Origin of the sequence: Bradyrhizobium sp. CCBAU 53415 (assembly GCF_028128735.1) — a bacterium.
In the GTDB taxonomy this organism is placed as follows: domain Bacteria; phylum Pseudomonadota; class Alphaproteobacteria; order Rhizobiales; family Xanthobacteraceae; genus Bradyrhizobium.
The window spans coordinates 129,357-154,942 of the sequence record NZ_LBJF01000020.1 but is presented as its reverse complement, the minus strand read 5'-3'; the positions used below and the strand labels follow the sequence as shown (position 1 = coordinate 154,942).

Annotated in this window: 19 protein-coding genes and 1 pseudogene; 11 read left to right on the top strand and 9 right to left on the bottom strand. The window is 65.2% G+C overall.

Going from position 1 to position 25,586, the window contains the following annotated elements:
* Positions 1-833 precede the first annotated feature (833 nt).
* On the top strand, positions 834-1,013 hold the full coding sequence (locus XH87_RS13185; RefSeq protein WP_035713145.1) for a hypothetical protein: 180 nt from the start codon (positions 834-836) through the stop codon (positions 1,011-1,013).
* A 149-nt stretch (positions 1,014-1,162) separates the two neighbouring features.
* On the opposite strand, the gene XH87_RS13180 is transcribed toward XH87_RS13185, so the two are convergent.
* Together XH87_RS13180 and XH87_RS13175 are read right to left on the bottom strand one after the other, a co-directional pair.
* Positions 1,163-1,771 carry a CinA family protein gene (locus XH87_RS13180; RefSeq protein ID WP_271587597.1) on the bottom strand — a complete coding sequence of 203 codons (609 nt, stop codon included), beginning with the start codon at positions 1,769-1,771 and terminating at the stop codon, positions 1,163-1,165.
* A 3-nt stretch (positions 1,772-1,774) separates the two neighbouring features.
* Positions 1,775-2,971, bottom strand: a complete 1,197-nt coding sequence (locus XH87_RS13175) for a bifunctional 2-C-methyl-D-erythritol 4-phosphate cytidylyltransferase/2-C-methyl-D-erythritol 2,4-cyclodiphosphate synthase (RefSeq protein WP_271587596.1) — start codon at positions 2,969-2,971, stop codon at positions 1,775-1,777.
* A 278-nt stretch (positions 2,972-3,249) separates the two neighbouring features.
* Here XH87_RS13175 and dusB point away from each other — a divergent pair, with 278 nt between their 5' ends.
* The 3 genes from dusB to ntrC are packed head-to-tail and all read left to right on the top strand — an operon-like array spanning position 3,250 to position 6,875.
* A complete protein-coding gene (dusB, locus tag XH87_RS13170; RefSeq protein WP_271587626.1) occupies positions 3,250-4,251 on the top strand; it encodes a tRNA dihydrouridine synthase DusB in 1,002 nt (333 codons plus the stop codon).
* Complete coding sequence (locus XH87_RS13165) at positions 4,248-5,423, top strand: two-component system sensor histidine kinase NtrB (RefSeq protein ID WP_271587595.1); 1,176 nt, start codon at positions 4,248-4,250, stop codon at positions 5,421-5,423. The genes dusB and XH87_RS13165 overlap by 4 nt, the downstream gene beginning before the upstream one ends.
* A 9-nt stretch (positions 5,424-5,432) precedes the next feature.
* On the top strand, positions 5,433-6,875 hold the full coding sequence (ntrC, locus tag XH87_RS13160) for a nitrogen regulation protein NR(I) (protein ID WP_028174062.1): 1,443 nt from the start codon (positions 5,433-5,435) through the stop codon (positions 6,873-6,875).
* Between the two features lie 168 nt (positions 6,876-7,043).
* On the opposite strand, the gene XH87_RS13155 is transcribed toward ntrC, so the two are convergent.
* Positions 7,044-7,190, bottom strand: a complete 147-nt coding sequence (locus XH87_RS13155) for a hypothetical protein (protein ID WP_199763045.1) — start codon at positions 7,188-7,190, stop codon at positions 7,044-7,046.
* A 184-nt stretch (positions 7,191-7,374) separates the two neighbouring features.
* Here XH87_RS13155 and XH87_RS13150 point away from each other — a divergent pair, with 184 nt between their 5' ends.
* The 4 genes from XH87_RS13150 to hflX all read left to right on the top strand — a co-directional run bounded on the left by XH87_RS13150 (position 7,375) and on the right by hflX (position 13,125).
* Positions 7,375-9,786: a sensor histidine kinase NtrY-like gene (locus XH87_RS13150; RefSeq protein ID WP_271587594.1), complete on the top strand. Its 2,412-nt coding sequence runs from the start codon at positions 7,375-7,377 to the stop codon at positions 9,784-9,786.
* Positions 9,787-9,803: 17 nt separating this feature from the next.
* On the top strand, positions 9,804-11,174 hold the full coding sequence (ntrX, locus tag XH87_RS13145) for a nitrogen assimilation response regulator NtrX (protein ID WP_027558046.1): 1,371 nt from the start codon (positions 9,804-9,806) through the stop codon (positions 11,172-11,174).
* Between the two features lie 311 nt (positions 11,175-11,485).
* Complete coding sequence (hfq, locus tag XH87_RS13140; RefSeq protein ID WP_007591126.1) at positions 11,486-11,734, top strand: RNA chaperone Hfq; 249 nt, start codon at positions 11,486-11,488, stop codon at positions 11,732-11,734.
* An 11-nt stretch (positions 11,735-11,745) separates the two neighbouring features.
* Positions 11,746-13,125, top strand: a complete 1,380-nt coding sequence (hflX, locus tag XH87_RS13135; RefSeq protein WP_271587593.1) for a GTPase HflX — start codon at positions 11,746-11,748, stop codon at positions 13,123-13,125.
* A gap of 140 nt (positions 13,126-13,265) precedes the next feature.
* Here hflX and mazG read toward each other — a convergent pair whose 3' ends face one another.
* Entirely contained in the window at positions 13,266-14,120 is an 855-nt protein-coding gene (gene mazG / locus XH87_RS13130; protein WP_271587592.1) for a nucleoside triphosphate pyrophosphohydrolase, read from the bottom strand.
* A 125-nt stretch (positions 14,121-14,245) separates the two neighbouring features.
* On the opposite strand from mazG, the gene queC reads away from it, so the two are divergent.
* Positions 14,246-14,959 (top strand): 7-cyano-7-deazaguanine synthase QueC, encoded by a 714-nt coding sequence (gene queC, locus XH87_RS13125; RefSeq protein ID WP_271587591.1) that lies wholly within the window; start codon positions 14,246-14,248, stop codon positions 14,957-14,959.
* Positions 14,960-15,154: 195 nt separating this feature from the next.
* On the opposite strand, the gene XH87_RS13120 is transcribed toward queC, so the two are convergent.
* From XH87_RS13120 to nthA, 3 genes are read right to left on the bottom strand one after another with little or no spacing between them, the layout of a single operon-like run.
* Positions 15,155-15,535, bottom strand: coding sequence for a nitrile hydratase accessory protein (locus tag XH87_RS13120; RefSeq protein WP_271587590.1), 381 nt, complete (start codon positions 15,533-15,535; stop codon positions 15,155-15,157).
* Positions 15,535-16,194 carry a nitrile hydratase subunit beta gene (nthB, locus tag XH87_RS13115; protein WP_271587589.1) on the bottom strand — a complete coding sequence of 220 codons (660 nt, stop codon included), beginning with the start codon at positions 16,192-16,194 and terminating at the stop codon, positions 15,535-15,537. The genes XH87_RS13120 and nthB overlap by 1 nt, the downstream gene beginning before the upstream one ends.
* On the bottom strand, positions 16,191-16,814 hold the full coding sequence (nthA, locus tag XH87_RS13110; protein ID WP_271587625.1) for a nitrile hydratase subunit alpha: 624 nt from the start codon (positions 16,812-16,814) through the stop codon (positions 16,191-16,193). The genes nthB and nthA overlap by 4 nt, the downstream gene beginning before the upstream one ends.
* A 125-nt stretch (positions 16,815-16,939) precedes the next feature.
* Here nthA and XH87_RS13105 point away from each other — a divergent pair.
* Together XH87_RS13105 and XH87_RS13100 are read left to right on the top strand one after the other, a co-directional pair.
* A pseudogene (locus tag XH87_RS13105) lies at positions 16,940-17,404 on the top strand (hypothetical protein); the annotation flags it as partial.
* Between the two features lie 422 nt (positions 17,405-17,826).
* The gene (locus tag XH87_RS13100; RefSeq protein ID WP_271587588.1) at positions 17,827-20,916 is read left to right on the top strand and encodes an ATP-binding protein; all 3,090 of its coding nucleotides are present in this window, start codon (positions 17,827-17,829) and stop codon (positions 20,914-20,916) included.
* Here XH87_RS13100 and XH87_RS13095 read toward each other — a convergent pair.
* Together XH87_RS13095 and XH87_RS13090 are read right to left on the bottom strand one after the other, a co-directional pair.
* The gene (locus XH87_RS13095) at positions 20,913-24,749 is read right to left on the bottom strand and encodes a hypothetical protein (RefSeq protein WP_271587587.1); all 3,837 of its coding nucleotides are present in this window, start codon (positions 24,747-24,749) and stop codon (positions 20,913-20,915) included. The genes XH87_RS13100 and XH87_RS13095 overlap by 4 nt on opposite strands.
* A gap of 292 nt (positions 24,750-25,041) precedes the next feature.
* Positions 25,042-25,533, bottom strand: a complete 492-nt coding sequence (locus tag XH87_RS13090; RefSeq protein WP_271587586.1) for an FAD:protein FMN transferase — start codon at positions 25,531-25,533, stop codon at positions 25,042-25,044.
* Between the last annotated feature and the right edge of the window lie 53 nt (positions 25,534-25,586).

Below are 25,586 nucleotides of genomic sequence, written 5' to 3'. Positions count from 1 at the left end.
ATGACGTTTGGTCGCGCCGTCTGCATTCGCAATTCCGATCGAATTCGACGGGACCTGCGTGCTTTTTTGAAAAGCAGGCATAGCGCTGTGGCCTCGCGGCAGTTGCTGCCCGAGCTTTGCGTCGTGTCGCCCCTCTTTTGTCACAAGGGCGCAGGGAAGGCCGGATGCCGGCCGGGCACCCGCGGTCCACTGTGCGAAGGTTGCGCTACAAGAAGCTGCACAGCGGCATACAGGTGAGGCCCAACAACCGGCCTTCCCTGCGCAGTGGTTTGACGGCTTATGCCGAGCTCTCCCCGGGGAGCGATGCACTATTGCCCCCGTCGCCTTGCGGATGACTGATGCGCGCGCCCGGTCGGGCCGCCACATCACCGCAAGACTTGGCGCACAGACCCCGGGCGCCAGGACGACACGGTTTTGCCGTACGCCGACAGCACCGGTCGTATGCGCGCTGCGCCATCGCTCACGGTTGCCCGCCCTGCGACGCCTCTCGCGCCGGTGCTGCCTGCGTCCACCGCAGCTCACCCCGCGTGTCGTGACGATCGCGATACGCCCCTCTGACCGGGATGAGGTGGCAGGATAATGCGATAAATCAGAATTTCTGTAAAGGCGAATATTTTTGCGCGAGGCAATTGACCCGGTGGTTGGGTGTTTTGGCCGACGGGCAGCACAAGGGCTGGTAGAGGGCGAAGGCGACAAGTGCAGTTCGTGCCGAGACCTGGAGCAGCGACGGAACACCGCTTGCCGCGAGCGGTACGCCTGTAAGGGTTGTATTTCATGAGATGTTCAACGAGAATCCGAGTCGGGCGCGGAGCTTTTGGAGCGGGACTGTCTAGATGGCGCGCTGGAAGCAATCGTGGAGCGAGGAAGACCTCGATCGGCTCAGGAAGCTTGCAGGCACCAAGCCGATTGCGACGATCGCGAAAGAGCTCGGACGGACCACGGGGACGGTGCTCGCGAAGGCGATCGAGCAAAAGCTCCCCGTGGTCCATCGGGTCGAGCGCGCGGCGCAATAGCTGGACACGCAGTGAGCCTGAAACTCCAGCCGGTCAATGCCCGGGTTTCACGTCGCCCCATTCATGCGATCCACGCGATCCGGCTGTTGCGATCGGTCGGTGTCCGTCCGGCGCCATGCAGCGATTCGCATCGCGCTTTGAGGGACGGTTCAGCCCCGCGGCGAACGCGGCGGCCTGCGCTTCACCGCGTGCCGGCGCGGCGAGCGAGTCACGCGCGGGCGCAGGCGGCTTGCGGCGGCGGGTCGCGGCTTGGCCGCGACTTGCGGACCGCGGGCTAGCTCCATCAGCATGCGCAGCGCCTCGACCACGGAGCGGGCGCGCACGGCGCTGCGGCCGATCGCGCCAAAACGCTGCTCGCGATGGATGATGCGGCCGTCGCGCGCGGCGGCGGCAAAGTGCACCAGGCCGACCGGCTTGCCCGGCGTGGCGCCACCGGGACCGGCGATGCCGGTAATGGCGACGGCGAGATCGACATCGGCGCGCTCCAGCGCGCCGATCGCCATCGCGGTTGCGGTCTCCTTGCTGACCGCGCCGAAATTGGCGAGCGTGCTCGCTTCGACCCCGAGCATCGCGCGCTTGGCGTCGTTGGAATAGGTGACGAAGCCGCGGTCGATCACGTCGGAGGAGCCGGGGATATCGGTCAGCGCGCCGGCAACGAGGCCGCCGGTGCAGGACTCCGCGGTCGCGATCGTCAGTTTGCGCATCCGGCACAGATCGAGCAGCGAGCGGGAGAGGGCGCGTGCGTCGCTGCCGCCCATGGCCTAGACGCTCCGGGTCTTTTCGTTGAACGGCAGGCGGATGGTGGCGCTCGCGGTGGCCGCGATGCCTTCCTCGCGGCCGGTGAAGCCGAGCCGCTCGCTGGTCGTCGCCTTGACCGCGACGCGGGAGATGTCGACGCCGGAGATCTCGGCGATGCGCGCACGCATGGCATCGCGCAAGGGGCCGATCTTCGGCCGCTCGCATATGAGCGTGACCTCGAGGTTGGCGACGCGGCCGCCGCGCTGGGCGACGCGCTCGATGGCGTATTTCAGGAACTGGTCGGAGGAGGCGCCCTTCCACTTCGCGTCGCTGGGTGGAAAGTGCGAGCCGATGTCGCCGTCGGCCAGTGCCCCGAGGATGGCATCCACCAGCGCATGCAGGCCGACATCGCCGTCGGAATGGGCGAGGAAACCTTTGGTGTGTGGCACGCGCACGCCGCAGATCATGAGATGGTCGCCTTCACCGAAGGCGTGCACGTCGTAGCCCGTGCCGGTCCTGATGTCGCCGAGCAGGCTCGCCAGGCGCGCTTCCTCGCGCACGAAATCCTCGGGAGTGGTGAGCTTCATGTTGGCAACATCGCCTTCAAAGGTTGCAACCGTCAATCCCGCCCATTCGGCAATGGCGGCATCGTCGGTGAAATCAGAGCGGCCGTCCTTGGCGGCGCGACGATGCGCCTCGAGGATGACGTCGAAACGAAAGGATTGCGGCGTCTGCGCGATTCTGAGGCGCGTCCGATCCGGCGTGTCCTCGACATTGCCGCTGTCACCGGTGACCTTGATGGTGTCGGTGACGGGCACGACCGGGATCGCAGCGCCAGTGCGGCTCGCCGCTTCGATCGCGCGCGAGATCACGCCTTCAGAGACGAACGGGCGGGCTGCATCGTGGATCAGGACGATGTCCGGCTTGTGCTTCGCCAGCGCCTCGAGGCCGGCGAGCACCGAAGCCTGCCGCGTCGCGCCGCCATTGGCCGGCGGCTCGTGCCTGAGCCCTGCGACCGCTGCGGTGAAAATGGCGCTGTCGTCGGGGTTCACCACCGGCTGCACCGCTGATACGTCCGGATGGCGGCTGAAGGCCTCCATGGCGCGATAGATCACGGGCACACCGCCGATCTCGCGATACTGCTTCGGCCCGCCGGCGCCTGCGCGCAGTCCACGCCCGGCTGCGACGAGGACGACTGCGGTGCGCTGTGATTTTGCCATAGGACTCGAATACTCAGTTGCTCGTCAAAGAGTCGGGAGTGGTGATTGCCGGCATGCCTCTAGCACGGCAGGCCCGCAAAAAAAGGGGTTTCCCCGGATTGTGGGAAACAGCATTTTGCTGCACTGCACTTGAAAGATTTGCAGAACTGTCTAAACTGTAGGCATGACGCTTGACTGCACAAGAATTGTGCGCAAGATAGGTCATGGCAGGCGCGATGAGGCCCTGTCCAGTCAACGAGACCCCCGTGACCGGCTCGGCAATATCCGGCTCTAAGCCGTTGAAAATAGGCGATATTGATATCGCCACCCCGGTCTTCCTGGCGCCGATGTCGGGTGTGACTGACTCGCCCGTCCGCCGGCTGGCGGCCGAGCTTGGGGCTGGTCTCGTCGTGTCCGAAATGACTGCGAGCGATGAGCTCGCCAATGGCCATCGGATGTCTCGCTTGCGCTGCGAAGCCACCGGCATCGGCCCGCACGTGGTTCAGCTCGCCGGCTGCGAGACGCACTGGATGGCCGAAGGCGCCCGGATCGCTGAAGCCGAAGGTGCCGATATCATCGACATCAACATGGGCTGTCCGGCCCGCCACGTCACCGGCGGCCAGTCCGGCTCGGCCCTGATGCGCGACCTCGACCATGCCATCAGCCTGATCGACGCGACGACCGCGGCGGTGAAAGTGCCGGTGACGCTGAAGATGCGGCTCGGCTGGGACGACCGCACGCGCAACGCGCCGGAACTGGCGCGGCGCGCGGAAGCCGCCGGCGTCAAGCTCGTCACCGTCCATGGCCGCACCCGCTGCCAGTTCTACAAGGGCAAGGCCGATTGGGATGCGATCCGCGCCGTGCGCGAGGCCATCGCCATTCCGCTCGTCGTCAACGGCGACATCACCTCCTACGAGAAGGCGCTCGCGGCATTGCAGGCCTCGGGCGCCGACGCGGTGATGATCGGCCGCGGCGCTCAGGGCCAGCCCTGGCTGCCCGGTCAGATCGGCCGCCGCCTGAAGGGCGGGGCTGAGGAAGCCGTGCCCTCGCTCGCGACGCAGTTGCAATATGTCCGCACGCTCCATGATGGCGTCTGCGCGCTCTATGGGCTGCGCGTCGGACTGAGGCATGCCCGCAAGCATCTGAGCTGGGCGCTCGATGTCGCAGCGCAGGCGAGCCGTGCGCCGGCCGAGAAGCTGAAATCCTGGCGCCAGAAGATCCTGGTCTCGGAGGATCCGCGCCTCGTTCACAATTCACTGCAAGACGCCTTCGACGACTTCGCATGGAGCGCTGCTGCATGAGCTCGGCTGCTGAACATCGTCGGCCGCTTCAGTCCGACAGCGACGCAATCCTGGATGCCTTGCCCAATCCCGTGCTGATGATCGGGCCCGACGGCAAGATCGTCGCCGCCAATATCGCGACCGAAGCCTTCTTCGAGATCTCGACGCAGTTCCTGAAGCGGCAGTCGTTGAAGGAGCTGGTGCCGTTCGGCAGCCCCTTGCTGGCGCTGATCGATCAGGTGCGCTCGTCGAACTCGCCGGTCAACGAATACAAGGTCGATCTCGGCACGCCGCGCATGGGCGGCGACCGCCAAGTCGATCTGCACGTGGCCCCGCTCACCGAGCGGCCCGGCCACATCGTGGTGATGCTGCAGGAGCGCACCATCGCCGACAAGATGGATCGCCAACTCACCCATCGCAGCGCGGCGCGCTCGGTGATCGCGCTCGCCGCGATGCTGGCGCACGAAATCAAGAACCCGCTGTCCGGCATCCGCGGTGCGGCGCAGCTTCTGGAGCAGCAGGCCTCGTCCGAGGACCGCATGCTGACGCGGCTGATCTGCGACGAGGCCGACCGCATCGTGACGCTGGTCGACCGCATGGAGGTGTTCGGCGACGAGCGGCCCGTGGTGCGCGGCCCCGTCAACATCCATTCGGTGCTCGACCATGTGAAGCGGCTGGCGCAGTCGGGCTTTGCCCGCAACATCCGCTTTATCGAGGATTACGATCCCTCGCTGCCGCCGGTGCTGGCGAACCAGGATCAGCTCATTCAGGTGTTCCTCAACCTCGTGAAGAACGCCGCGGAAGCCCTGATCGACGTGCCCGACGCCGAGATCCAGCTCACCACCGCGTTCCGCCCCGGCGTGCGCCTGTCAGTCCCCGGTCAGAAATCCCGGGTATCCCTGCCGCTCGAATTCTGCGTGAAGGACAACGGACCAGGCGTGCCGGACGATCTGCTGCCCAACCTGTTCGACCCGTTCGTGACCACCAAGCAGACCGGCTCGGGTCTGGGTCTTGCGCTCGTCGCCAAGATCGTCGGCGATCACGGGGGCATCATCGAATGCGAATCTCAGCCGCGCAAGACCACCTTCCGCGTGCTGATGCCGATCTATTCCACATCGGTGAAACATGCCGATCAAAGCAGTCGCGCCGACTCTGCCGGGAAGTCGTCGCCTGCGTCACAGGGGGCAAAATGAGGACCAACGATGCCCGCAGGTAGCATTCTCGTAGCCGATGACGATACCGCCATCCGCACCGTTCTCAATCAGGCACTGTCCCGCGCCGGTTACGAAGTGCGGCTGACCGGCAATGCCGCAACGCTGTGGCGCTGGGTCAGCCAGGGCGAGGGCGATCTCGTCATCACCGACGTGGTGATGCCGGACGAAAACGCCTTCGACCTGCTGCCGCGGATCAAGAAGATGCGACCCAATCTGCCCGTCATCGTCATGAGCGCGCAGAACACGTTCATGACGGCGATCCGGGCTTCCGAGCGCGGGGCTTACGAATATCTGCCGAAGCCCTTCGACCTCAAGGAGCTGATCGCCATCGTCGGCCGCGCGCTGGCCGAGCCGAAGGAGCGGACCTCGACGCCGGACGAGGACGCCGAGATGGAGGCGATCCCGCTGGTCGGCCGTTCGCCGGCGATGCAGGAAATCTACCGCGTGCTGGCGCGCCTGATGCAGACCGACCTCACCGTGATGATCACGGGCGAGTCCGGCACCGGCAAGGAGCTGGTGGCGCGCGCGCTGCACGATTACGGCAAGCGCCGCAACGGCCCGTTCGTCGCGGTCAACATGGCGGCGATCCCGCGCGATCTCATCGAGTCCGAATTGTTCGGTCATGAGCGCGGTGCCTTCACCGGCGCCAACACCCGCGCCTCGGGCCGGTTCGAGCAGGCCGAGGGCGGCACGCTGTTCCTGGATGAGATCGGCGACATGCCGATGGAGGCGCAGACCCGTCTCTTGCGCGTGCTGCAGCAGGGCGAGTACACCACCGTCGGCGGCCGCACCCCGATCAAGACCGACGTGCGCATCGTCGCGGCCTCCAACAAGGATCTGCGCGTGCTGATCCAGCAGGGCCTGTTCCGCGAAGATCTGTTCTTCCGCCTCAACGTCGTGCCGCTGCGGCTGCCGCCGTTGCGCGAGCGCATCGAGGATCTGCCGGATCTCGTGCGTCACTTCTTCGCGCTGGCCGAGAAGGACGGCCTGCCGCCGAAGAAGCTCGATGCGCTGGCGCTGGAGCGGCTGAAGCAGCACCGCTGGCCCGGCAACGTGCGCGAGCTGGAAAATCTCGCCCGGCGCCTCGCCGCACTCTATCCGCAGGACGTGATCACGGCCTCCGTCATAGACGGCGAGCTGGCGCCGCCCTCGGTCAGCCCCGGCGCCGCGGTCCAGCAGGGCGTCGACAATCTCGGCGGCGCCGTGGAGGCGTACCTGTCCTCGCACTTCCAGGGCTTCCCGAACGGCGTGCCGCCGCCCGGCCTCTATCACCGCATCCTCAAGGAGATCGAGGTGCCGCTGCTCACGGCCGCGCTGGCCGCCACCCGCGGCAACCAGATCCGCGCCGCCGACCTGCTCGGCCTCAACCGCAACACGCTGCGGAAGAAGATCCGGGATCTCGATATCCAGGTGTATCGGAGCGGGGGGTAGCTCTCGAAGCCGACGGTGGCTCAGCTCCCCCTACCAGAGCGGAGCTGAGCCTGTCCGGATCGCGCTGGCCGTTGTGGCTGACGCGGTGAGCAGAAGTCGCAGTGGCGCCGAATTGTTCCGCGGTCACACAGGAATCGGACCGTCCGCCACAGGCGGCGGCGAACACATTCACCTGATGATTGCGCCCGTGGACGGCAGGACGCGCGCGGCGTAGGCCGTTGGCTCCTGCAGGCCGGGGCCGTTGACCAGGAGGTCCGCGGCCACGATCAGCAGCAGAACGGCGGAAACCATTATCCCGAGGAAGAATCTGTCCATCCCGGTCAAGCCGCAGCGGCCGGAATCCGTTCCCGCAGATTAGGCCGCCAAAGATCGGCCTGTGGATTGTGCCCCTCCGCCGCGGGGGCTGCGCCGCGGAATTGTCGCAATTCGGCAACAATGTGGTACGAATACATCAGTATCCGCCCGTCGCGGATCCGTTTTCATCACCTCCATTGCCGGAATGACCAGCGCAGAGACCTCGGCCGCACACTTTGACACGGCCCCAGCGGAAGAGCCCCGGCGTTCGGTGCGGCGCTGGCTGGCGCCCTTTGCCGTGGCGCTGGCGCTGCTGTCGGCCCTCCTGACCTTCCTGGTCCTGACCGGCCTCACCCAGATCGAGCCGACGCCCGAAGTCGTTCGCTCGTTCTACCTGATCAATGCGGCCACGATCCTTCTGCTGGTCGGCATCATCGTCCGCGAGCTCTGGCAGCTGATCCTGGCGCGGCGACGGGGCAGGGCGGCGGCGCGCCTCCATGTCCAGATCGTCAGCCTGTTCTCGATCGTGGCGGTGCTGCCGGCGGTGCTGGTCGCCATCGTCGCCAACGTCACCATCGAGCGCGGCCTCGACCGGCTGTTCTCCGGCCCGACCAAGGAGGTGATCCAGAACTCGCTGACGATCGCGCGGGCCTATATGCAGGACCATGCGCAGCTGATCCGCGGCGACATTCTCGGCATGGCCAACGACATCGCCCATGCGAGGCCGCTCTATGACCAGGACCGCCGCTCGTTCCGGGAGATGCTGACCGCCAGTGCCGGCTCGCGCAACCTGCCCGGTGCGATGATCATCGACAAGAACACCAATATCCTGGAATCCGCCGACACCGGCATGCGGCTGGCCTATTCGCCGCCCGCACCCGATTTCCTCAGCAACGTCAACGAGAACGAACCCGAGATCGCGGTGCTCCCGGACGCAAGCTTCGTTGCCGCGGTGATCCGCTTGCGCGCGTTCAACGACACGTTCCTCTATGTTGCCCGTCCTCTTGATCCGAATGTCGTCAATCAGCTCAAGCAGACCGAAGTCAGCGTCGCCGAGTATGCCCAGATCGAGTCACGCCGGCTCGGCATCCAGGTCGCCTTCGCGCTGATGTTCGCGGTGATCGCGCTGACCATTCTGATGGCCTCGGTGCTGATCGGCCTCAACTTCGCCAATTCGCTGGTCTCGCCGATCCGGCGGCTGATGAACGCGGCGCAAACGGTCTCGACCGGCGACCTCCATGTCCAGGTGCCCGTGCATCAGTCGGAAGGCGATCTCGCCCAGCTGGGCGAGACTTTCAACAAGATGACCCAGGAATTGCGCAGCCAGCGCGACGAGCTCGTCAACGCCAGCGATCTCATCGACAGCCGCCGCCGTTTCATCGAGGCCGTGCTGTCCTCGGCGAGCGCCGGCATCATCGGCGTCGATGCTTCCGGCAGCGTCGGCATCCTCAACCGCTCCGCCGAGAAGCTGATCGGGCACTCCGAAGCGGAGACGCTCGGCCATCCGCTCTCCGACGTGCTGCCCGAGCTCGACGAGATGATGAAGACGGCGCGCGAGGGAACCCAGCGCCTGGTGCAGGGCCAGATCACGATCACCCGGGACGGCGCCGAGCGCAATCTGTCGGTCCGCGTCAGTGCCGAGAAGAACCAGCCGCACGACAGCTACATCATCACGCTCGACGACATCACCGAGCTGGTCTCGGCCCAGCGCACCTCGGCCTGGGGCGACGTCGCGCGCCGCATCGCGCACGAAATCAAGAACCCGCTGACGCCGATCCAGCTCTCGGCCGAGCGCATCCGCCGCAAGTTCGGCAAGTCCATAACCGAGGACAAGGACAAGCAGATCTTCGACCAGTGCACCGACACCATCGTGCGCCAGGTCGACGACATCAGGCGCATGGTCGACGAGTTCTCGCGTTTTGCGCGGATGCCGAAACCGGTGATGGAAGGCGAGGACGTCGCCGACACCGTGCGGCAGGCGGTTTTCCTGATGAAGGTCGCCCATCCCGAGATCGATATCGAGGCCGAGTTCAAGGACGATCCGCTCCGCGCCCAGTTCGACCGGCGGCTGATCTCCCAGGCGGTCACCAACATCGTCAAGAACGCCACCGAGGCGATCGAGCAGGTCCCGCCGGAGGAGCTCGGCAAAGGCCGTATCGACGTCGTGGTGTCACGCGAAGACGACGACGTGCTGATCGACGTCATCGACAACGGCATCGGCCTGCCCAAGGTCGCGCGCTCGCGCCTGCTCGAGCCGTACGTCACCACGCGCGCCAAGGGCACCGGGCTGGGGCTGGCCATCGTCGGCCGCGTGCTGGAAGACCATGGCGGGCGGATCGAGCTGAAGGACGCCTCCGACTTCCGCGAAGGCCAGCGCGGCGCCTGGATGCGGATGCGCTTTGCCGTCTCAGGGCAACCCGCGAAGTCCGAGACGACCGAGCCGGCGCCGGCGGCCGAGGCCAAGGAAGTGACCGAGACGACATCCAAGTCCGGAATCAAGCAAACCGTCACGGAATCCATCAAGAACCAGGAAACAAAAGAGCCGGACGCCGGAACCAAAGAGCCGGCTGAAAAGACCAATGAATCACCGAAAATCGAAGCCTCAACAGGCAGCTGACAAGGCGGGCACGACCCATGGCAAGTGAAATTCTGATTGTCGATGATGAGGCCGATATTCGGGATCTCGTTGCGGGCATTCTCGAAGACGAGGGGTTCGTCACCCGGACCGCACGTGACAGCGATACGGCGCTCGCCGAGATCGCCAACCGGCGGCCGCATCTGGTGTTTCTCGACATCTGGCTGCAGGGCTCCAAGCTCGACGGCTTGCAGCTGCTGGAGCAGGTCAAGAAGGACAATGCCGATCTGCCCGTCGTGATGATCTCCGGCCACGGCAACATCGAGACCGCGGTCGCCGCGATCAAGCGCGGTGCCTACGACTTCATCGAGAAGCCGTTCAAGGCCGACCGGCTGATTCTGGTCGCGACCAGAGCGCTGGAGAATTCGCGGCTCAAGCGCGAGGTCAAGGAACTGAAGCAGCTCGCGCCGAGCGCCAGCCAGCTCGTCGGCCGTTCGCCGAGCATGAATCAGTTGCGCCAGACCATCGAGCGCGCGGCGAAGGCCAACAGCCGCATTCTGATCGTCGGCCCTGCCGGCGCCGGCAAGGAATTGACCGCACGCACGCTGCATACGGCCTCGGGCCGTGCCGACGGTCCCTTCGTGGTGATCAACGCAGCCGCGATCACGCCCGAGCGCATGGAGCATGAGCTGTTCGGCGTCGAGCAGTCCAACGGCGAGCAGCCGCGCAAGCCTGGCGCGCTCGAGGAAGCCCATGGCGGCACGCTGTTCATCGACGAGATTGCGGACATGCCGCGGGAGACTCAGAACAAGATCCTGCGCGTGCTGGTGGAGCAATCGTTCCAGCGCGTGGGCGGCACTGCCAAGGTGCAGGTCGATGTGCGCATCATCTCATCGACCGCGCGCAATCTGGAAGAGGAGATCGCGGCCGGCCACTTCCGCGAGGACCTCTATCATCGGCTCTCGGTGGTGCCGATCCGCGTGCCGGCGCTGTCGGAGCGGCGCGAGGACATTCCGGAATTGATTGACTACTTCATGGAGCAGATCTCGGCCGGTAGTGGCCTGCCAAAGCGGCAGATCGGGCAGGACGCGATGGCGGTGCTGCAATCGCACGTCTGGCCCGGCAATGTGCGCCAGCTCCGCAACAACGTCGAGAGGGTCATGATTCTCGCGGCCGGCGGGCCGGAGGTCATCATTACGGCCGACATGTTGCCGCAGGACGTCGGCTCCATGGTGCCGGCGATGCCGACCAGCAACAATGGCGAGCACATCATGGGCTTGCCGTTGCGCGAGGCGCGCGAAGTGTTCGAGCGCGACTATTTGATTGCACAGATCAGCCGTTTTTCGGGAAATATTTCTCGTACGGCTGAGTTCGTTGGCATGGAACGTTCGGCGTTACATCGGAAATTGAAGGCGCTCGGCGTCGGCTGACGCGTTTTCGAGCGAAATGGGATGCAGTTCGGCGTCAGGAAAGCGCGCCGAAACGATAATCTGGCGCGCGATCTTGCGGCCACGCGCGAGGAATAAGCGGGGAAAATCATCGATTTTCGTAGTTTTTCGGGACAATAGGGCGTGGCCTGCCGCGTGAAGCGGCTTGCCTAATATCCCGACCTGTCCTCTAATCGAGCCGCCGTTCCTTCCGAGGGGGATCTCATGAGGGACGGCAACCGGGAGAGGCCCCAAACGTCACAAGAGGGCTGCAACCGGCGCAATAAAAAGAAACTCAAAGCGAGAAAAAAACAATGGCGGCAGACCGCGCACAAAACCTACAGGACACCTTTCTCAATCACGTTCGCAAAACCAAGACGCCACTGACGATCTTTCTGGTCAACGGAGTGAAGCTCCAGGGTATCGTGACCTGGTTCGACAATTTCTGTCTGCTGCTGCGGCGCGACGGTCACTCGCAGCTCGTCTACAAGCATGCGATCTCGACCATCATGCCGGGCGCACCCATCCAGTTGTTCGAAGGCGGCGAGGATCAGCCGGCTTGAGAGTGATCTGATTGGAACCCCGGAATTTCGGCGGGGATGCCGACCGTCCGCGGTCGACAGGGGCTCATACGGGGCGGGTGCTGGTCATCGGCCCCTACTTGCGAGTGCGCGCAGGCAATGCCGATGCGCAATCGGAAGGTTATGTCCTTCGCAACGCCGAGGCGCGGCTCGACGAGGCCGCGGGCCTCGCGCGCGCGATCGATCTCGTTATTGCCGACGCCATCATCGCTCCGGTCAGCCAGATCCGGCCCGCGACCTATATCGGCAAGGGCAAGGTCGAGGAGATCACCGGGCTGATCAAGAGCCTCGATGTCGAGCTCGTGGTGATGGATTGCGCGCTGGCGCCGATCCAGCAGCGCAACCTCGAGAAGGAATGGCAGGCCAAGGTGCTCGACCGCACCGGGCTCATTCTGGAAATCTTCGGCCGCCGCGCCAAGACCAGGGAAGGCTCGCTCCAGGTCGAGCTTGCGCATCTCAACTACCAGCGCTCGCGCCTGGTGCGCTCATGGACCCATCTGGAGCGCCAACGCGGCGGCTTCGGTTTCATGGGCGGTCCCGGCGAGACGCAGATCGAGGCGGACCGCCGCCTGATCCAGGAGCGCATCTCCAAGCTCGAGAGCGAACTGAAGAAGGTACAGGCGACGCGGCGTCTGCACCGCGCCGGCCGCCAGCGCGTGCCGTATCGCGTCGTTGCGCTGGTCGGCTACACCAATGCCGGCAAGTCGACGCTGTTCAACCGCCTGACCCGCGCCGACGTGCAGGCGGCCGACATGCTGTTCGCAACGCTCGACCCGACCTTGCGCGCGCTCAACCTGCCGCATGGCGGCAAGGCAATGCTATCGGACACCGTCGGCTTCATCTCCAATCTGCCGACCCAGCTCGTCGCCGCCTTCCGCGCCACGCTGGAGGAGGTGCTGGAAGCCGACGTCATCCTGCATGTCCGCGACATCTCGCACGAGGACGCCGAAGCGCAGCAGAGCGACGTGGATGCCGTGCTGCGCCAGCTCGGCATCAACCCTGACGATTCCGGCCGCATCATCGAAGTCTGGAACAAGATCGACCGTTTCGACGCCGAGCAGCGCGACGAACTCCTGAACATCGCCGCGCGCAGACCGGAGGATCACCCGGCGATGCTGGTCTCCGCCGTATCGGGTGAGGGCATCGACGCACTGCTCGCCGCGATCGAGCAACGCCTCGCCGCCAAGCGCACAACGCTCGACCTCTCCATCGACGCCGCCGACGGGGCCGGCATCAGCTGGCTGCATCGCAATGCCGAGGTGCTGGCCAAGGAGCTGCACGACGGCCGCTTCGACATGACCGTGCGGGTGGACGAGACCAAGCGGGATATCGTGGTGAACAGGTTCGACGCCGTGCCGCATCACGCCACATAAGCGGTGTCGTCCCTGCGAACGCAGGGCCCCATAACCACAGGATGGAGTTTGGTGCACGGTATTGGCCGCGTCGCGCCACAGCGAGATCACGCGGTATGGGTCCCCGCGTACGCATCGCGTACGCAGGGACGACGCCGGAATTAGCGGCGGGCTTGATTGCGCTCCTCTGACGGCGGCTTCGTCTCAGCTTTGGCTGCATTCCACAGCGCGTCCATCTCCGCAAGCGACGCCTGCTCGAGCGTCCGGCCCTGCGCCTCCAGCGCGCGCTCGATGTAGGCAAAGCGCCGCTCGAATTTTGCATTGGTCGCGCGCAAGGCGGCCTCCGGATCGGCGTCGACATGACGGGCAAGGTTGACGAGGGCGAACATCAGGTCGCCGGTCTCTTCTGCCAGCTCCTGCTTGTCGTTGCGGTCGAGCGCGGCCTCGATCTCGTCGGCTTCCTCGCGGATCTTTGCGAGCACGGCGCGCGGGTCGTTCCAGTCGAAGCCGACGGTGGAGGCCTTGCGCTGGAGCTCCATGGCGCGCGTCAAGGCGGGCTGGCCGCCCTTCACGCCTGATAGCAGCGAGTTGTGGGATGGCACCTGCTCCGGCGGGCGACGCGCGGCGCGCTCGGCCTTCTCCTCGGCCTTGATGCGGTCCCGGACTTCCTTGACGTGGGAGGAGGCGAGATTGCCGTCCTTGTCGGCGAAGACATGCGGATGGCGCCGGATCATTTTTCGTGTGATGGCCTCGACGACGTCCCCAAAATCGAACGCGTTCTGCTCCGACGCCATCTGGGCGTGGAACACGACCTGGAGCAGGAGATCGCCGAGCTCTTCGCAGAGATCGTCGAGGTCGTCGCGGCTGATGGCGTCGACCACCTCATAGGCCTCCTCGATCGTGTAGGGCGCGATGGTCGCAAAATTCTGCTCGAGGTCCCAGGGGCAGCCGGTCACCGGCGTGCGCAGTGCCGCCATGATCTCGATCAGGCGGGAAATGTCGCGGGAAGGGGTCATTGCGGGGCAATCTCCTGGCTTCCAGCGTTATGCCAAAAGCGGACCGCCGTTCCCAGCGCGGGTGCGCGGAACGGGCCGATTTCCACCGATTGGCTGATACGTTCCGCAATGCTAAAGCGCGGGCCATGAGCGACACATTTTCATCAGAAACCGCCCTGGTGCTGTTCTCCGGCGGTCAGGATTCCACCACCTGCCTCGCCTGGGCGCTCAGCCGCTTTGCCCGCGTGGAGACGCTGGGGTTCGACTACGGTCAGCGCCATGCCGTCGAGCTGGCCTGCCGCGAGCGCCTGATCGATGGCATCAAGCGGCTGCGCGCGGATTGGGCCGCAAGGCTCGGCGAGAGCCATACGCTATCGATCCCGACGCTGGCGGCCGTGTCCGAAACGGCGCTGACCCGCGACGTCGCGATCGCGATGGGCGCCGACGGCCTGCCGAACACGTTCGTGCCTGGCCGCAACCTCGTGTTCTTGACCTTCGCTGCGGCGCTGGCCTATCGGCGCGGCATCAGCCACATCGTCGGCGGCATGTGCGAGACCGACTATTCCGGATATCCGGACTGCCGCGACGAGACCATCCGCGCCATGCAGGCCGCGCTCTCGCTCGGCATGGCGCGCAAGTTCGAGTTGCATACGCCCTTGATGTGGATCGACAAGGCGGCGACGTGGAAGCTCGCGCATGATCTCGGCGGCGAGGGGCTGGTCGATCTCATCCGCGAGCACTCCCACACCTGCTATCTCGGCGAACGCGGCGCGCAGCACGATTGGGGCTATGGCTGCGGCGAGTGCCCGGCGTGCAGCCTGCGGGAGAAGGGATGGCGAGAGTTCGTGGCGGGGAAGTAGGTCCGCCGCACTGCTCTTGCGTGCCCCGGACGCAGCGCAGCGCTTCTTCAGCGGTGCGCTGCAGAGCCGGGGCCCATGCCTCGGCAACCTATCGTGCCGTCATCTGGGTCCCGGCTCTGCGCCGCAACGCTTGCGCGTTGCAGCTTGTCCGGGACACGAGAGCGAGCCGCTTGCAATGGCGGGTGCGCGCGCGACCTACCGAAAATCCTCCGGCCGCAGCTCGATCGGCTTGCCATGCGGCGTGCGGTCCGCGGCGTGGTCCCAGGCGTCGCGGTAACGGTGCAGGGTCTCCGTCGAGGCGACGCCCTTGCGCGCGACGAGGCCTTCCAGCGTCGCGAGCCAGTGCAGATAATAAGTCTCACCCGTGTCAGGATCTCCGGCTGCCTGTGCGCGCTTGATCTCGTCGGCGAGGGCCGCGGCCCATTCCGGCCAGGTGAACACGCCGCGTTCGTGCAGCGTCAATGCCATCGCGAACGCATGCGCTTCCCAGGGTGCGCGGAACACCGGGCCGTCGTCATCGCGGGGGATGCTCGGGATGGCCGCTGTCGCGGCCGCGGCAGCATGTGTGCTGCTCATCATACCAGGTCCAGATAGGGCTCGAACGCGTCGATCGAGACCTTCGTCGTCGGATCACCATCGGGGCCCCAGAGTTCGCGGCCCTCGAACACCACCGTATAGAGCCATTGCGGGTTCTCGCCGCGCTCGATCGCCGCGGAATCCGGAAATACGTGACAGCCATGGTTCAGCTCGACCACACCGACATGGCCGCGCACATAACGCGGCAGCCTTGTGTGCGTGGCCGGATGGATGTTCTTGGCGCGGACACGGTCGCCGATGTTGAATTTCGCCGGCGCCGGGGCAGGGCGGTCGAACTTGCCGCGCACCATCACGCGCTCGACATTGGCGAGATCGAACTTGCCGTGCTTGAGTGCCTTGGCCGGCTGCACTGCATGCCCGGCGGCAACGTCCTCGCGGGTGAGATAGCCCTTGGCGATCAGCATCTCCTCCAGACCGAGAAACCATTTCCTGTAGTAGGAACTGGAGAGATAAACGTCAGGCGGCAGCGTCTCGCGATAGAAGCGCGAGGTATCGATGTTGTAGGCACCGGCGGCGCCCATTGCACGCACCATCGCCAGCACGCGCTCTTCCCAATGGGCGTGAAACATCGGCTCGTTGGGCTCGGGCTCGACCTTGCCGAACCCGTCCATGCCGCCCATGTCGTGCACGCCGTTCATGACGGGGCTCCGGGCGTCTTGGGGAAGCCGGTGCCGATCATGGAATCGCGGGTGACGAGCTCGGCGAGCTGATCCTCGCTCCAGCCCTCGGTGCCCGCGGGGCGCATCGGCAGCACCAGGAAGCGCGTCTCGGCGGTGGAATCCCACACCCGGATCTCCATGTCCTCGGGCAGGGTGACGTCGAAATCGGCGAGCACGCCGCGCGGGTCCTTCACGGCGCGGGAGCGGTAGGGCGCAGCCTTGTACCAGACCGGCGGCAGTCCCAGCATTTCCCAGGGGTAGCAGGAGCACAGCGTGCACACGACCATGTTGTGCCGCTCCGGCGTGTTCTCGACCACGACGAGATGATCGCCGACGCGGTTGACATGGCCGAGCGTGCCGATGGCCTTGCTGCCGTCCTCCAGCAGCGCCTTCTTGAAGGCCGGATCGGTCCAGGCCTTGGCGACGACGCGTGCGCCGTTGTGTGGGCCGATCTTGGTCTCATAGGCCTGGATGATGGCGTCGAGCGCGGCCGGCTCGACATAGCCTTTTTCGGTCAGGATCGTTTCGAGCGCGCGCACGCGCAGCTCGGTCTCCGACAGCTCGGAATGGTCGTGATCGTGGTGGTGGTCGTGGCTCATGGCGGTCAAGATAGGCGCAATGGTCCCCGCCTGTCGAGCGTTCGTTGCCGCGCAATACGGGCACGTCAGCGTGACGACATCTGTGCGCCGGCATCCCCGCAAACAGCGTGGAGACGATTGGTGACTGGCTGGGCGAGCATCGCGAGGATGGCATGCCGCAGGAGAGCGGCGCTGCGTTGAAGTCCGACCGCTTCTACTACTATGCAATCCAGGACGCCGCCTTCGCCATCTATGCGGAGCTGCCTATCACCAAGCCTTCGGCCGCAAGCGCCGCGGCCGCCGTGCTCGGCGTGCGCGGCAATGGCGGTCTCAAAGCACCGCCGCATGAAATCGACATCGTCGCGATCCATGGCGACAAGGTGTTCTTCATCGCGGCATCGGACGCTTTGAAGACCACTCCGATTCCGGCCTGCGAGAAGGTCTGGAGGCAGATGATGGCCAAGAAGACGCCGCAGGACGCCATGGCCCGCGAAGACCAAGCCATGGACGCCTACACCAAGTGCTTCGCCAGGGAAGCGCCAAGCCAGAGCTGGTTCGCAGCGGCCGTCAAGAAGGCGCAGAGCCATCTTGATCTGATGCCGCTACGCTAAAGCGCAAGTGCGCCATCCTTCCACCGGGATCTTCATCGCCAGAGCCGCCGGCTGAGTGATCACGTGTCGCTGTCTCGATCATTTCATGCTGCGTGCCGAAGCCGCTGTGGGCGCGCGAGGACCCGGCTTTCCCCGGGTATTCGAGTTGCCGGATAGGCGAATCCAGCCCGGCTTGCGCAAATGCCGCGAACCGCACGCGCCGTCCATAGAGGAAAATGCGTCAGGTTTTTTAATGGGTTAGATTTGGTCGCGGCGGCTGTGCCGAGAGCCATGTTCGGCGAATGCGATCCCACGAGCTTTCGTCTTGTGCTCGCGAAAGGTAGGCGGGATACTACGGCCTTTATCATGCCTCGCGGCATCCGGTCCGGCACCAGCTGGAGACCGGGCTTGCTGTTCGCGTAACGAGTTGGCTGCGACCGACGATGAATACGCAGACCCGCGCCCCGAAAGGCGAACGTCATCGGTTGACGGTGCTTTTCTCTGACCTCGTGGGGTCAACAGCCTTAGGTAGAGATATCGAATCCGAGCACCTTTCCGAGCTCCTGAGCCAACTGCGGGAGATTTGGCATCGCGCGGTGGCCGGGCACGGCGGTCGCATCATCAGAACGCAGGGAGACGGTGCCCTCGCTGTGTTCGGCTATCCCCAGTCGGGCGAGGACGACGGTCGTCGCGCCGCGGAGGCGGCACTCGATATTCACGAGTGGGTTGGGCAGTTGCGCCATGATGGCGTGCCGCCGGCTCTCATGCCGCTGCAAATGCATTCCGCCATCCACGCCGGCACCTTGCTCCTGACCGAGGGAGATATCGAGTCCGGCCGATACGACCTCATCGGCGATGTCGTGAACACGGCGGCGCACCTGTCGCGCTACGCTGCGCCGGGGCAGGTCCTCGCCAGCATCGATGCCCTCGGTCCGCATGCAAATTTCTTCGAGCTCGGCGACCGCCTTCAGACATCGGGTGCAGCGGCCGGAATGCCGCAGGCGCGCGTGGTGCTGAGACGAAGCACGGCGACCCGCCGATTCGAGGCAACTTCTCGTCGCGGCCTGACGCCCTTTATTGGTCGCAACGAGGCTTTCAACTTTCTGACCGGTTTTCTCAGCGAGGCACATCCGACCAGGCAACGTTGCGTGGTCGTCGTCGGCGGTCCCGGGCTCGGGAAGACGCGGCTCCTGGAAGAAGTGTTGCAACACTGTGGTACCGAGCCCTTCAAGCTGCTGCGGGGCAGCTGCGAAAGCTATGCCGGTGCCGAGGTCCTGCAACCATTCCTGCAAATGCTGCGCACCTACCTGGGAATCCGGCCGGACGCATCTGTCGTCGAGGCCGACGAGATTGCCCGCGCAGGCCTGCAGCCATGGGCCGCCCAGCTCGGGCCGCGTGCTGAATCGATCCTCGCGCTGGCGTCGACCGGCGCCGATGCGCGCGGCGGCCGGATGACCGTCGACGGCGTGGTCGGTGACCTGCTCGGATTCTTTACCGTCTTGTCGGCGCACGGGCCGTCGGTGCTGGTGATCGACGACTGGCAATGGTCCGACGACGCGAGCCGGCAGCTGCTGGAGGCCCTCCTGCAATTGCCCAATGGACCGCGCGTCATCCTCGCCAGCCGGCCGCGCGACGACGGCACGGAATGGATTTCCAGCGCGCCTCATCTGCAGCTCGAGCCGTTCCAGGGCCCGGAAACCGATCTGGCTGTGCGACGCTGGGTGCCGCAGGCCGATCCCTTCCTGGTGGCTCGCGTTCACGCCTATGCTGGCGGGGTGCCGCTGTTCATCGAAGAGCTGTGCCACTCCATAGCGGCCAACGATCCTCTTTCGTTCGAGATACGCAGCAAGCAGGGATGGATCGCAACGCTGGTCGCCTCGCGGTTGGCGCGCCTGCCGCCGGATGAGGTGAACGTGGTGCGCGCCGCGGCGGTCATTGGAAACACGGTGCCGCACGGGTTGCTGGTTTCGGCCTGCGGCAGCGAACCCGACCCGGCAAAGATGCGGGCACTGGCCGACGCAGATTTTCTTTACGCCGATCCAGCGGGCGGCGTCCTGCGCTTCAAGCACGGCATTACGCGGGACGCGGTGTACGACACGATCGGCCTGCACGAGCGTCAGGCATTGCACAGGCGCATCCAGGGCGAATTGCTGGCACGATCCGGGCAGGCCGATCGCGAGGACACGCTGGAAGCGCTGGCCTACCACTCGCGCGGCGCAGGTCATTGGGAGAGCGCGGCCCATTATGCCGAGCGCGCCGGCGACAAGGCCATGGCTGCGTTCGCGCTGGATCGCGCCCGAGCCCAATATCAGGTGGCCATGCAATCGCTGGATCGCGTGCCGGATCGCTCGCGTGAGCAGTCGCTGCGCTGGTGCTTGCTGGCCAATAAATTAGGTCTGGTCAACATTTTCGACCCGATGTCGTTGACCGACGATACCACCGTCTTTGAGCAGGCGGTCGTGATCGCGACATCGCTCGGCGACACCGGCGCGATGGCCAGTGCCTATGAATGGCTTGGTTACATGTGCTACGGGTTCGGCCGCTTTCGGGAGGGCGTGACACACACACGGACAGCACTTGAATTGGCGCGCAAGCTCGGTGAGCACCGCATGATCGCGCAGATCGAAGCGTCACTGGGCCAGATTCTCGCTGCAAGCTGCCAATACGACGAAGCCATCACCTTGATCGACGCTGCCATCTCGACCAAGCAGCAACGCAGCCGCCGGCATGGCGCGATCGCCATCGGCACGGCCTACGCGTTGTCGTGCAAAGGCAGTGTGCTCGCCGATCGCGGAGATTTCGACGGCGCTCACGAGTGTTTCAAAGAAGCGATGGCCTTGGTCGAAGGCTCGACCCACCCGGTCGTCAGTTCGGTGCGCAATTGGGTCTCGGTCGTGCTGGTCTGGCAAGGTCGCTGGCAGGAGGCCGAGCGGCTCGCCGTCGAGGGAGCTCGTGTCGCCGAGAATATGCGCAGCCTGCTGCTGCTGGCTGCCTGCCGCGCCGCGTCCGGATTTGCCCGCTGGTCGGCGACCGGAGATGCCGAAGGTTTGCAGCAATTGCGGAACGCGGCGGAATGGATGGAAAGGCGAAACTTCCACTTCTACACGTCGGTTCAATATAGTTGGCTGGTCGAGGCGGCAGCAGCCGAAGGTGATGTCGATGCGGCACGGCGGTACGCCGCCCATGTCCTGCGCCGCGCGCGGGAAGGCGAGCGGCTAGGCGAAGCGGCGGCATGCCGCTCGCTCGCGAAGCTCGCGGCCCAGCGCCGGGATTTCGGACTAAGCCGGCGCTGGTTGCAGCGGGCCGAAACCTCCGCAGGCTGGCGTGGGTCGCTGCGCGACGCCGCCCTGAATCTGGCTGCGCGCAGTGAGCTTCTCGCGCAACAGGGGCAGGGCGAGGCGGCCCGCGAGACGGCAGTGGAAGCCGCCGAGAAACTGCAGGCGCTCGGCATGCGCTGGCATGCGGAGCAGGCGATCCGGCTTGTCGCCGGCACGCCCGTCATCTGCGCCAACGATGAGATAGCCCTGCCTTAGGGTGAGGGCGACGGCGGCGGCGCGGGAACCCTTCCGTCCATCGTCAAGCTCATTGGAATGGGGCCGGTGCGCATGGACAGCGGCGCCTCCAACAGTCCGCAGAAGAAACCCAGCATCACGGCCAGTGCCGGGTCTGCGCCCGGACACGAATGGGTGGGATGGCCCGCGACCCTGCGGTTGCCGCCGAAGGCGTGATAGATGTCCTGACGCCCTTCGACGAGGTTCTGCTGGGTGGCGGAGACCGCGCCGGCGACAATGACATCTCCCGGCCTGATCTCGACATCTCCGATGGTGTGCGAAACGACGGCCGTCCGCCAGATCAGTTCGGGCACCGCGCGCAACTGCATGGCCGGAATGAAGTCGTCTCTCAGCCGGTTGAGGGCCTCGGTGTAGTCCTTCGCGACCGTGCCGGCATAGCGGGCGCGCAACGCCCACAACGTTCCTTCGCGCAGCCATTCGTTCAATATCCTGCGCAGGTTTCCGTCGACCGTCGGAATGAAGCCCATCATGGCGCCGGCGATCGTGCGCGCCACGAACGGGATGTCCCCAGTGCCCCGCGGCGAGTTGTAGACGGCCTTCGTGACGGGTCCGTTTGTCGGCCCGAACTGCGTCAGGAAACCTTCCATGGCGCGGCGTGCAGCGTCGCCATGTGCCGCGCCGATCGCCTCCACTGTCTTGTTCGGGTGGGGCTGGAAGATGTAGCGCGAAGGGGAGAGGAAATGGCCGGGATAACCGGGCGGCTCGCCTGGCTTCCAATCCCAGCGATAGCCGGCGCGGCGGAAATAGCCGCCGGCCTCGCTCAATCCGAACCACTCTTCGCAGAAGGCGCCGAGCAGCGGATCCACCAATTCGTGCACGTCGACGGTCAATTCCCAGCTCGCTTCGCCGTCGTGGGCGGCATAACCGATCGTCTGCTGGACCATGAAGCCCAGCACCTTCTTTACGACCCCGCGCGCCAGCTCGAACGTGGCGAATTGGTCGAGGGCCATGATCGCAGCGTTGCAGACGGCAGATTCCTGTTCGTAGACCTGGTCTGGCTGTCTGGCGTCGCGGCCGAGATAGAGGATGCCGAACGACCGCGTCATGCGGGGCAAGTAGCCGGTGATGGTCAGCTTGGTGTCGGAATCGGTGAAGACTTGATGGACGAGGTCGCGGTCGGCCACCAGGACCCCGAAGGGCGTACGCAGCACGCCGCCGTGGCGCTCGCGGATTGCAGCCCAGATCGACGCGTTGACGAAATGCGAGGCTGAATCCGGATCTTCGAGCGCCGTCTTCCAGGCGGCCATCGCCGCGGCTTCGCCCTGCCGGCTCTCGATCAGGCGCAGACGCGCGATCTCTCTTTCGCCGTCATCCACGCTCCACGTCACCGCCGGTTTGTGTCCCTGGCTCGCCGCCCATTGCTGCAGATCGGCAAGTGCCTTCTTCGATGGCGCAAAGAAATAGGCTCCCCATTCCAGACGTACGAACGGACGGGGCTCGTCGTGGAGCCGGTCCGAGCCGTCCAGCGCCACACGAACGGTCCGGCCGCCATGCTCGAAACGGAAATGCCGAAGCCGGCCGGGTTCGGCGAGGCCGAGGAAAGGATCGCTTTCGCGGGAGGAGGATCCCGAGCTGTTGCCGCCGGCGAGCCAGCTCTGCACCACCTCGAACTGCTCGCCGAGGCTGGCATTGTAGGCCATGAAAACCAGGCCGCGCTCCGGTTGCGGGGCGGATTTGGCGGCTTGCGGGTCGTCACGGTTGACGGGCGGACCGTAGGACATGCCGCGCCTGACGATCCGGGGGGGCCGGGCGCCGGCATCCGCCCTGGTGATCGGGATACGCGGATTGGCGCGCCGTATGTGCGCGTGAAACGGACACAGTTGGGCCTGCGCATCGGCGTCGTAGTTGAAGTCGTTGCGGGCCTCGTCGGGAGGTGGAGTAGGGGTCAGGGGTTGGCCGGCCTGCGGATGGCCGGTCGGCCAGCGTCCCATCATCTTGGCCATCAGCATCTCGCGCGTCAGGGCAGGTGCGTCCGGGCTGGCCGCCTCGGTCGCCTGTCGCGTGGCGCGGGACAGGACATTCTCGAGCTGCTCGACATCCTGTCGCAGCTTGCGCAGCGCCATGAAACTGCCGTCGCGGAGCATCGCGTGAGCACGATTGGTCGCATCGCCAAGCGGCGCCGTCTCGTCGGCGAGGTTCGGGTAGCCGCACAGAATCTCGCCGAGATGCACCTGATTGGAATAGCTCTTGCCGGCCTGGCTCTCGTACAGCACCGGATTCGAAGTGCCGTCGGCGAAACCGAAATGGTCTTTCATGTTGGATCCATCCCGCTGCCGCTGCATCCACTGAATCGAGAGCGGCCTGACGCCTGGATCCACCTCGACCAGGCGGCTCATTTCGGCCATCAGCGGTTTTCTCGCATCCGCCGCCGCCTGCGGGTCTTTATTCGGGTCCCTGGACAGCAGGCGAAGCTGAAGGACGGCATGGACGGAACTCATGCTGATGCGCGGCGCAGGATCATCTTCGCGCAGGTCCGGCGCGCCGATGCCGAGCGCCCAGTTGCTTGCCGGAAGGCGCCAGCGCTGGGGATGATTCCAGCGCACGTCGCCGAGCAGGCCGGCGCGTCTCTCCATGCCCTGCACAAACTCTTCCGGCAATGTGCGCACCTCCGCGTCGGACAGGCCGGCGTGGCGCAGCCCCTCGATCGTGAATGCGATGTTGGTAACGATCTGCCCCGGGGTCAGGGCGTCGGCTTCGGACGTCACTTGCAGGACGTTGAGAAAAGCCGCCAGCGCGGCCGGACTGGCGAACTGCAAGAGCAGCAGGCAGCCGTGATCCGAAGCGGGGTAGGCGGTCAAGATCCCGCCTTGCACGTTGCCGCGATCCTGCAACGGCAGTTCGGCCGGCAGGGCGAGCGGCAGCTTGCGCCGCACCGGCGCCACGTCGGGCGGCGTCATCAACCAGAGCAGGGCCTCTTCATAGCGAAGGCGGGCGCGCGTGACGCCTTCGGCGTAAATGGGGTCGTTGATCATGGTGACGAATTCCGGCAGCAGCTCGTGGGCGGCCCGATGCAGAATCACCCCGTCATGCGTCCCCGGCGGATAGAAGTCGGCCAGATGGTAGAGCGCCGCCAGCGCGCGTATGCCGTGGCGAAACGGAGGCCGGCCGGCAGCTTCGATGGTGAGCGGCTGGCTGAAGCCGGCATTGGTCGGATCGACGCCGATCTTGCCGTCGACCTCGAATATCGAGCGTCGCGCAATGTCCTCCGGCGACGGAATTCTGATCTGCGTGACGATCCGATCGGCGCCTGGGCCCGAGGCTCGCCGATAGACGCGCTCCTCCATCCGCAGGAAGCGCGTATCATCCACGGTCAGGTCAGGGGTGGAATAGAGGAAATAGGCTTCGGTCTGCCTGCTCTTTAGCCAAATGCCCCAGTTTTCGTAGGTGTTCTCGTGACCGAGCCAATAGCCCTCGGTATTGCAGAAGATCAGGTCGAGCAGCCGGGCGGCCTTCTGCCAGATGACGCGGACATAGGCTTCCCAGGAGCCGTCGAACGTCGCGGTCAGCAGCACATAGTCCACCGCGTCCTCGGCATCGTCCTCGGGTTCGAGCACGGCGATGCTCACGGAGTGGATGCGTCCGACGCGGTCCACGGAGTCCGACAACACACGGGCGAGCTCGTATTCATACGCGCTGGCGCGTCCGCCATTCAGCGCCCGCAGCACGTATTTGACTCGCGTCTTGTACGTCGTCGCGTCCAGGGACGGCACGAACCCCTTCTTGATCGGAGCCATCACCCTGAAATCCGACGTGCCGGCCATGCTGCCGGTCTTGATGGTCAAATCCCGGCGCATGTCTCTACCCCCCTGGTGCGAGCGGCCCTAAATTGTGCCCTCGCAAAAATGCAGCTGTTACGTTTTCATTTCCGCAAACATGCAATCTGGCTCACAATATTTTCAATGCGCGCATGAATCTTGACGCCGCCTTTCGGCTGCACCGTCTTCGTCGCGGCAGTTCGAGCCATAGAGCGCCCCAACTGTGCGGCTCCGGCGCGCTTGCTTCTATGAACTAGCCCACAATTCCGAACTTTCTTCGCGATCACAGACCGAAAAATCGCCCGAAAGAAACCAGCGTCCTCGTTGCGTGCTACGCGGCCAATTCGACCGACTTGCCGGCTTCGTCGATCAGATGCACGCGGTCGATGTCGACGCGCGGCAAAAGCGTTCGAATCTCGTCTTCCTGCATCAGGCTGAACGCCGTCGACAGTGCGTCCGCGGCGGTCGCGCTGCGGGACACGGCCGTCACGCTGCGATAGCGCAGAGCGCAGCCGCCGGTCCGGGGATCGAACAGGTGATTGAAGCGTGCCCTGGAATCGAACCGGAAGCCGTAGCCGCCCGAGGTGGACACGGTGCGGTCCACGATCGGCAGCACCGTTTTCATGCGATCCACGATGTCTGGATCGGCGATGCCGATGTCCCAGGGGTGTCCGTCCGGACGCGAGCCGATCGCGGGGGCCTCGCCCATGTCGACGAGGCTATGAGAGATGCCGTGCGCCCGAGGCAGGGCAGTCCTCTGATGCAATACGAGCTCAGTTCGGGCGGGATCTGCTGACCGGCGGCAGGGCTGCTGGACCAGCATGCCCCAATCTCGAATTCGCATAAGGTATATTATGGAATATTTTTATATTCAAT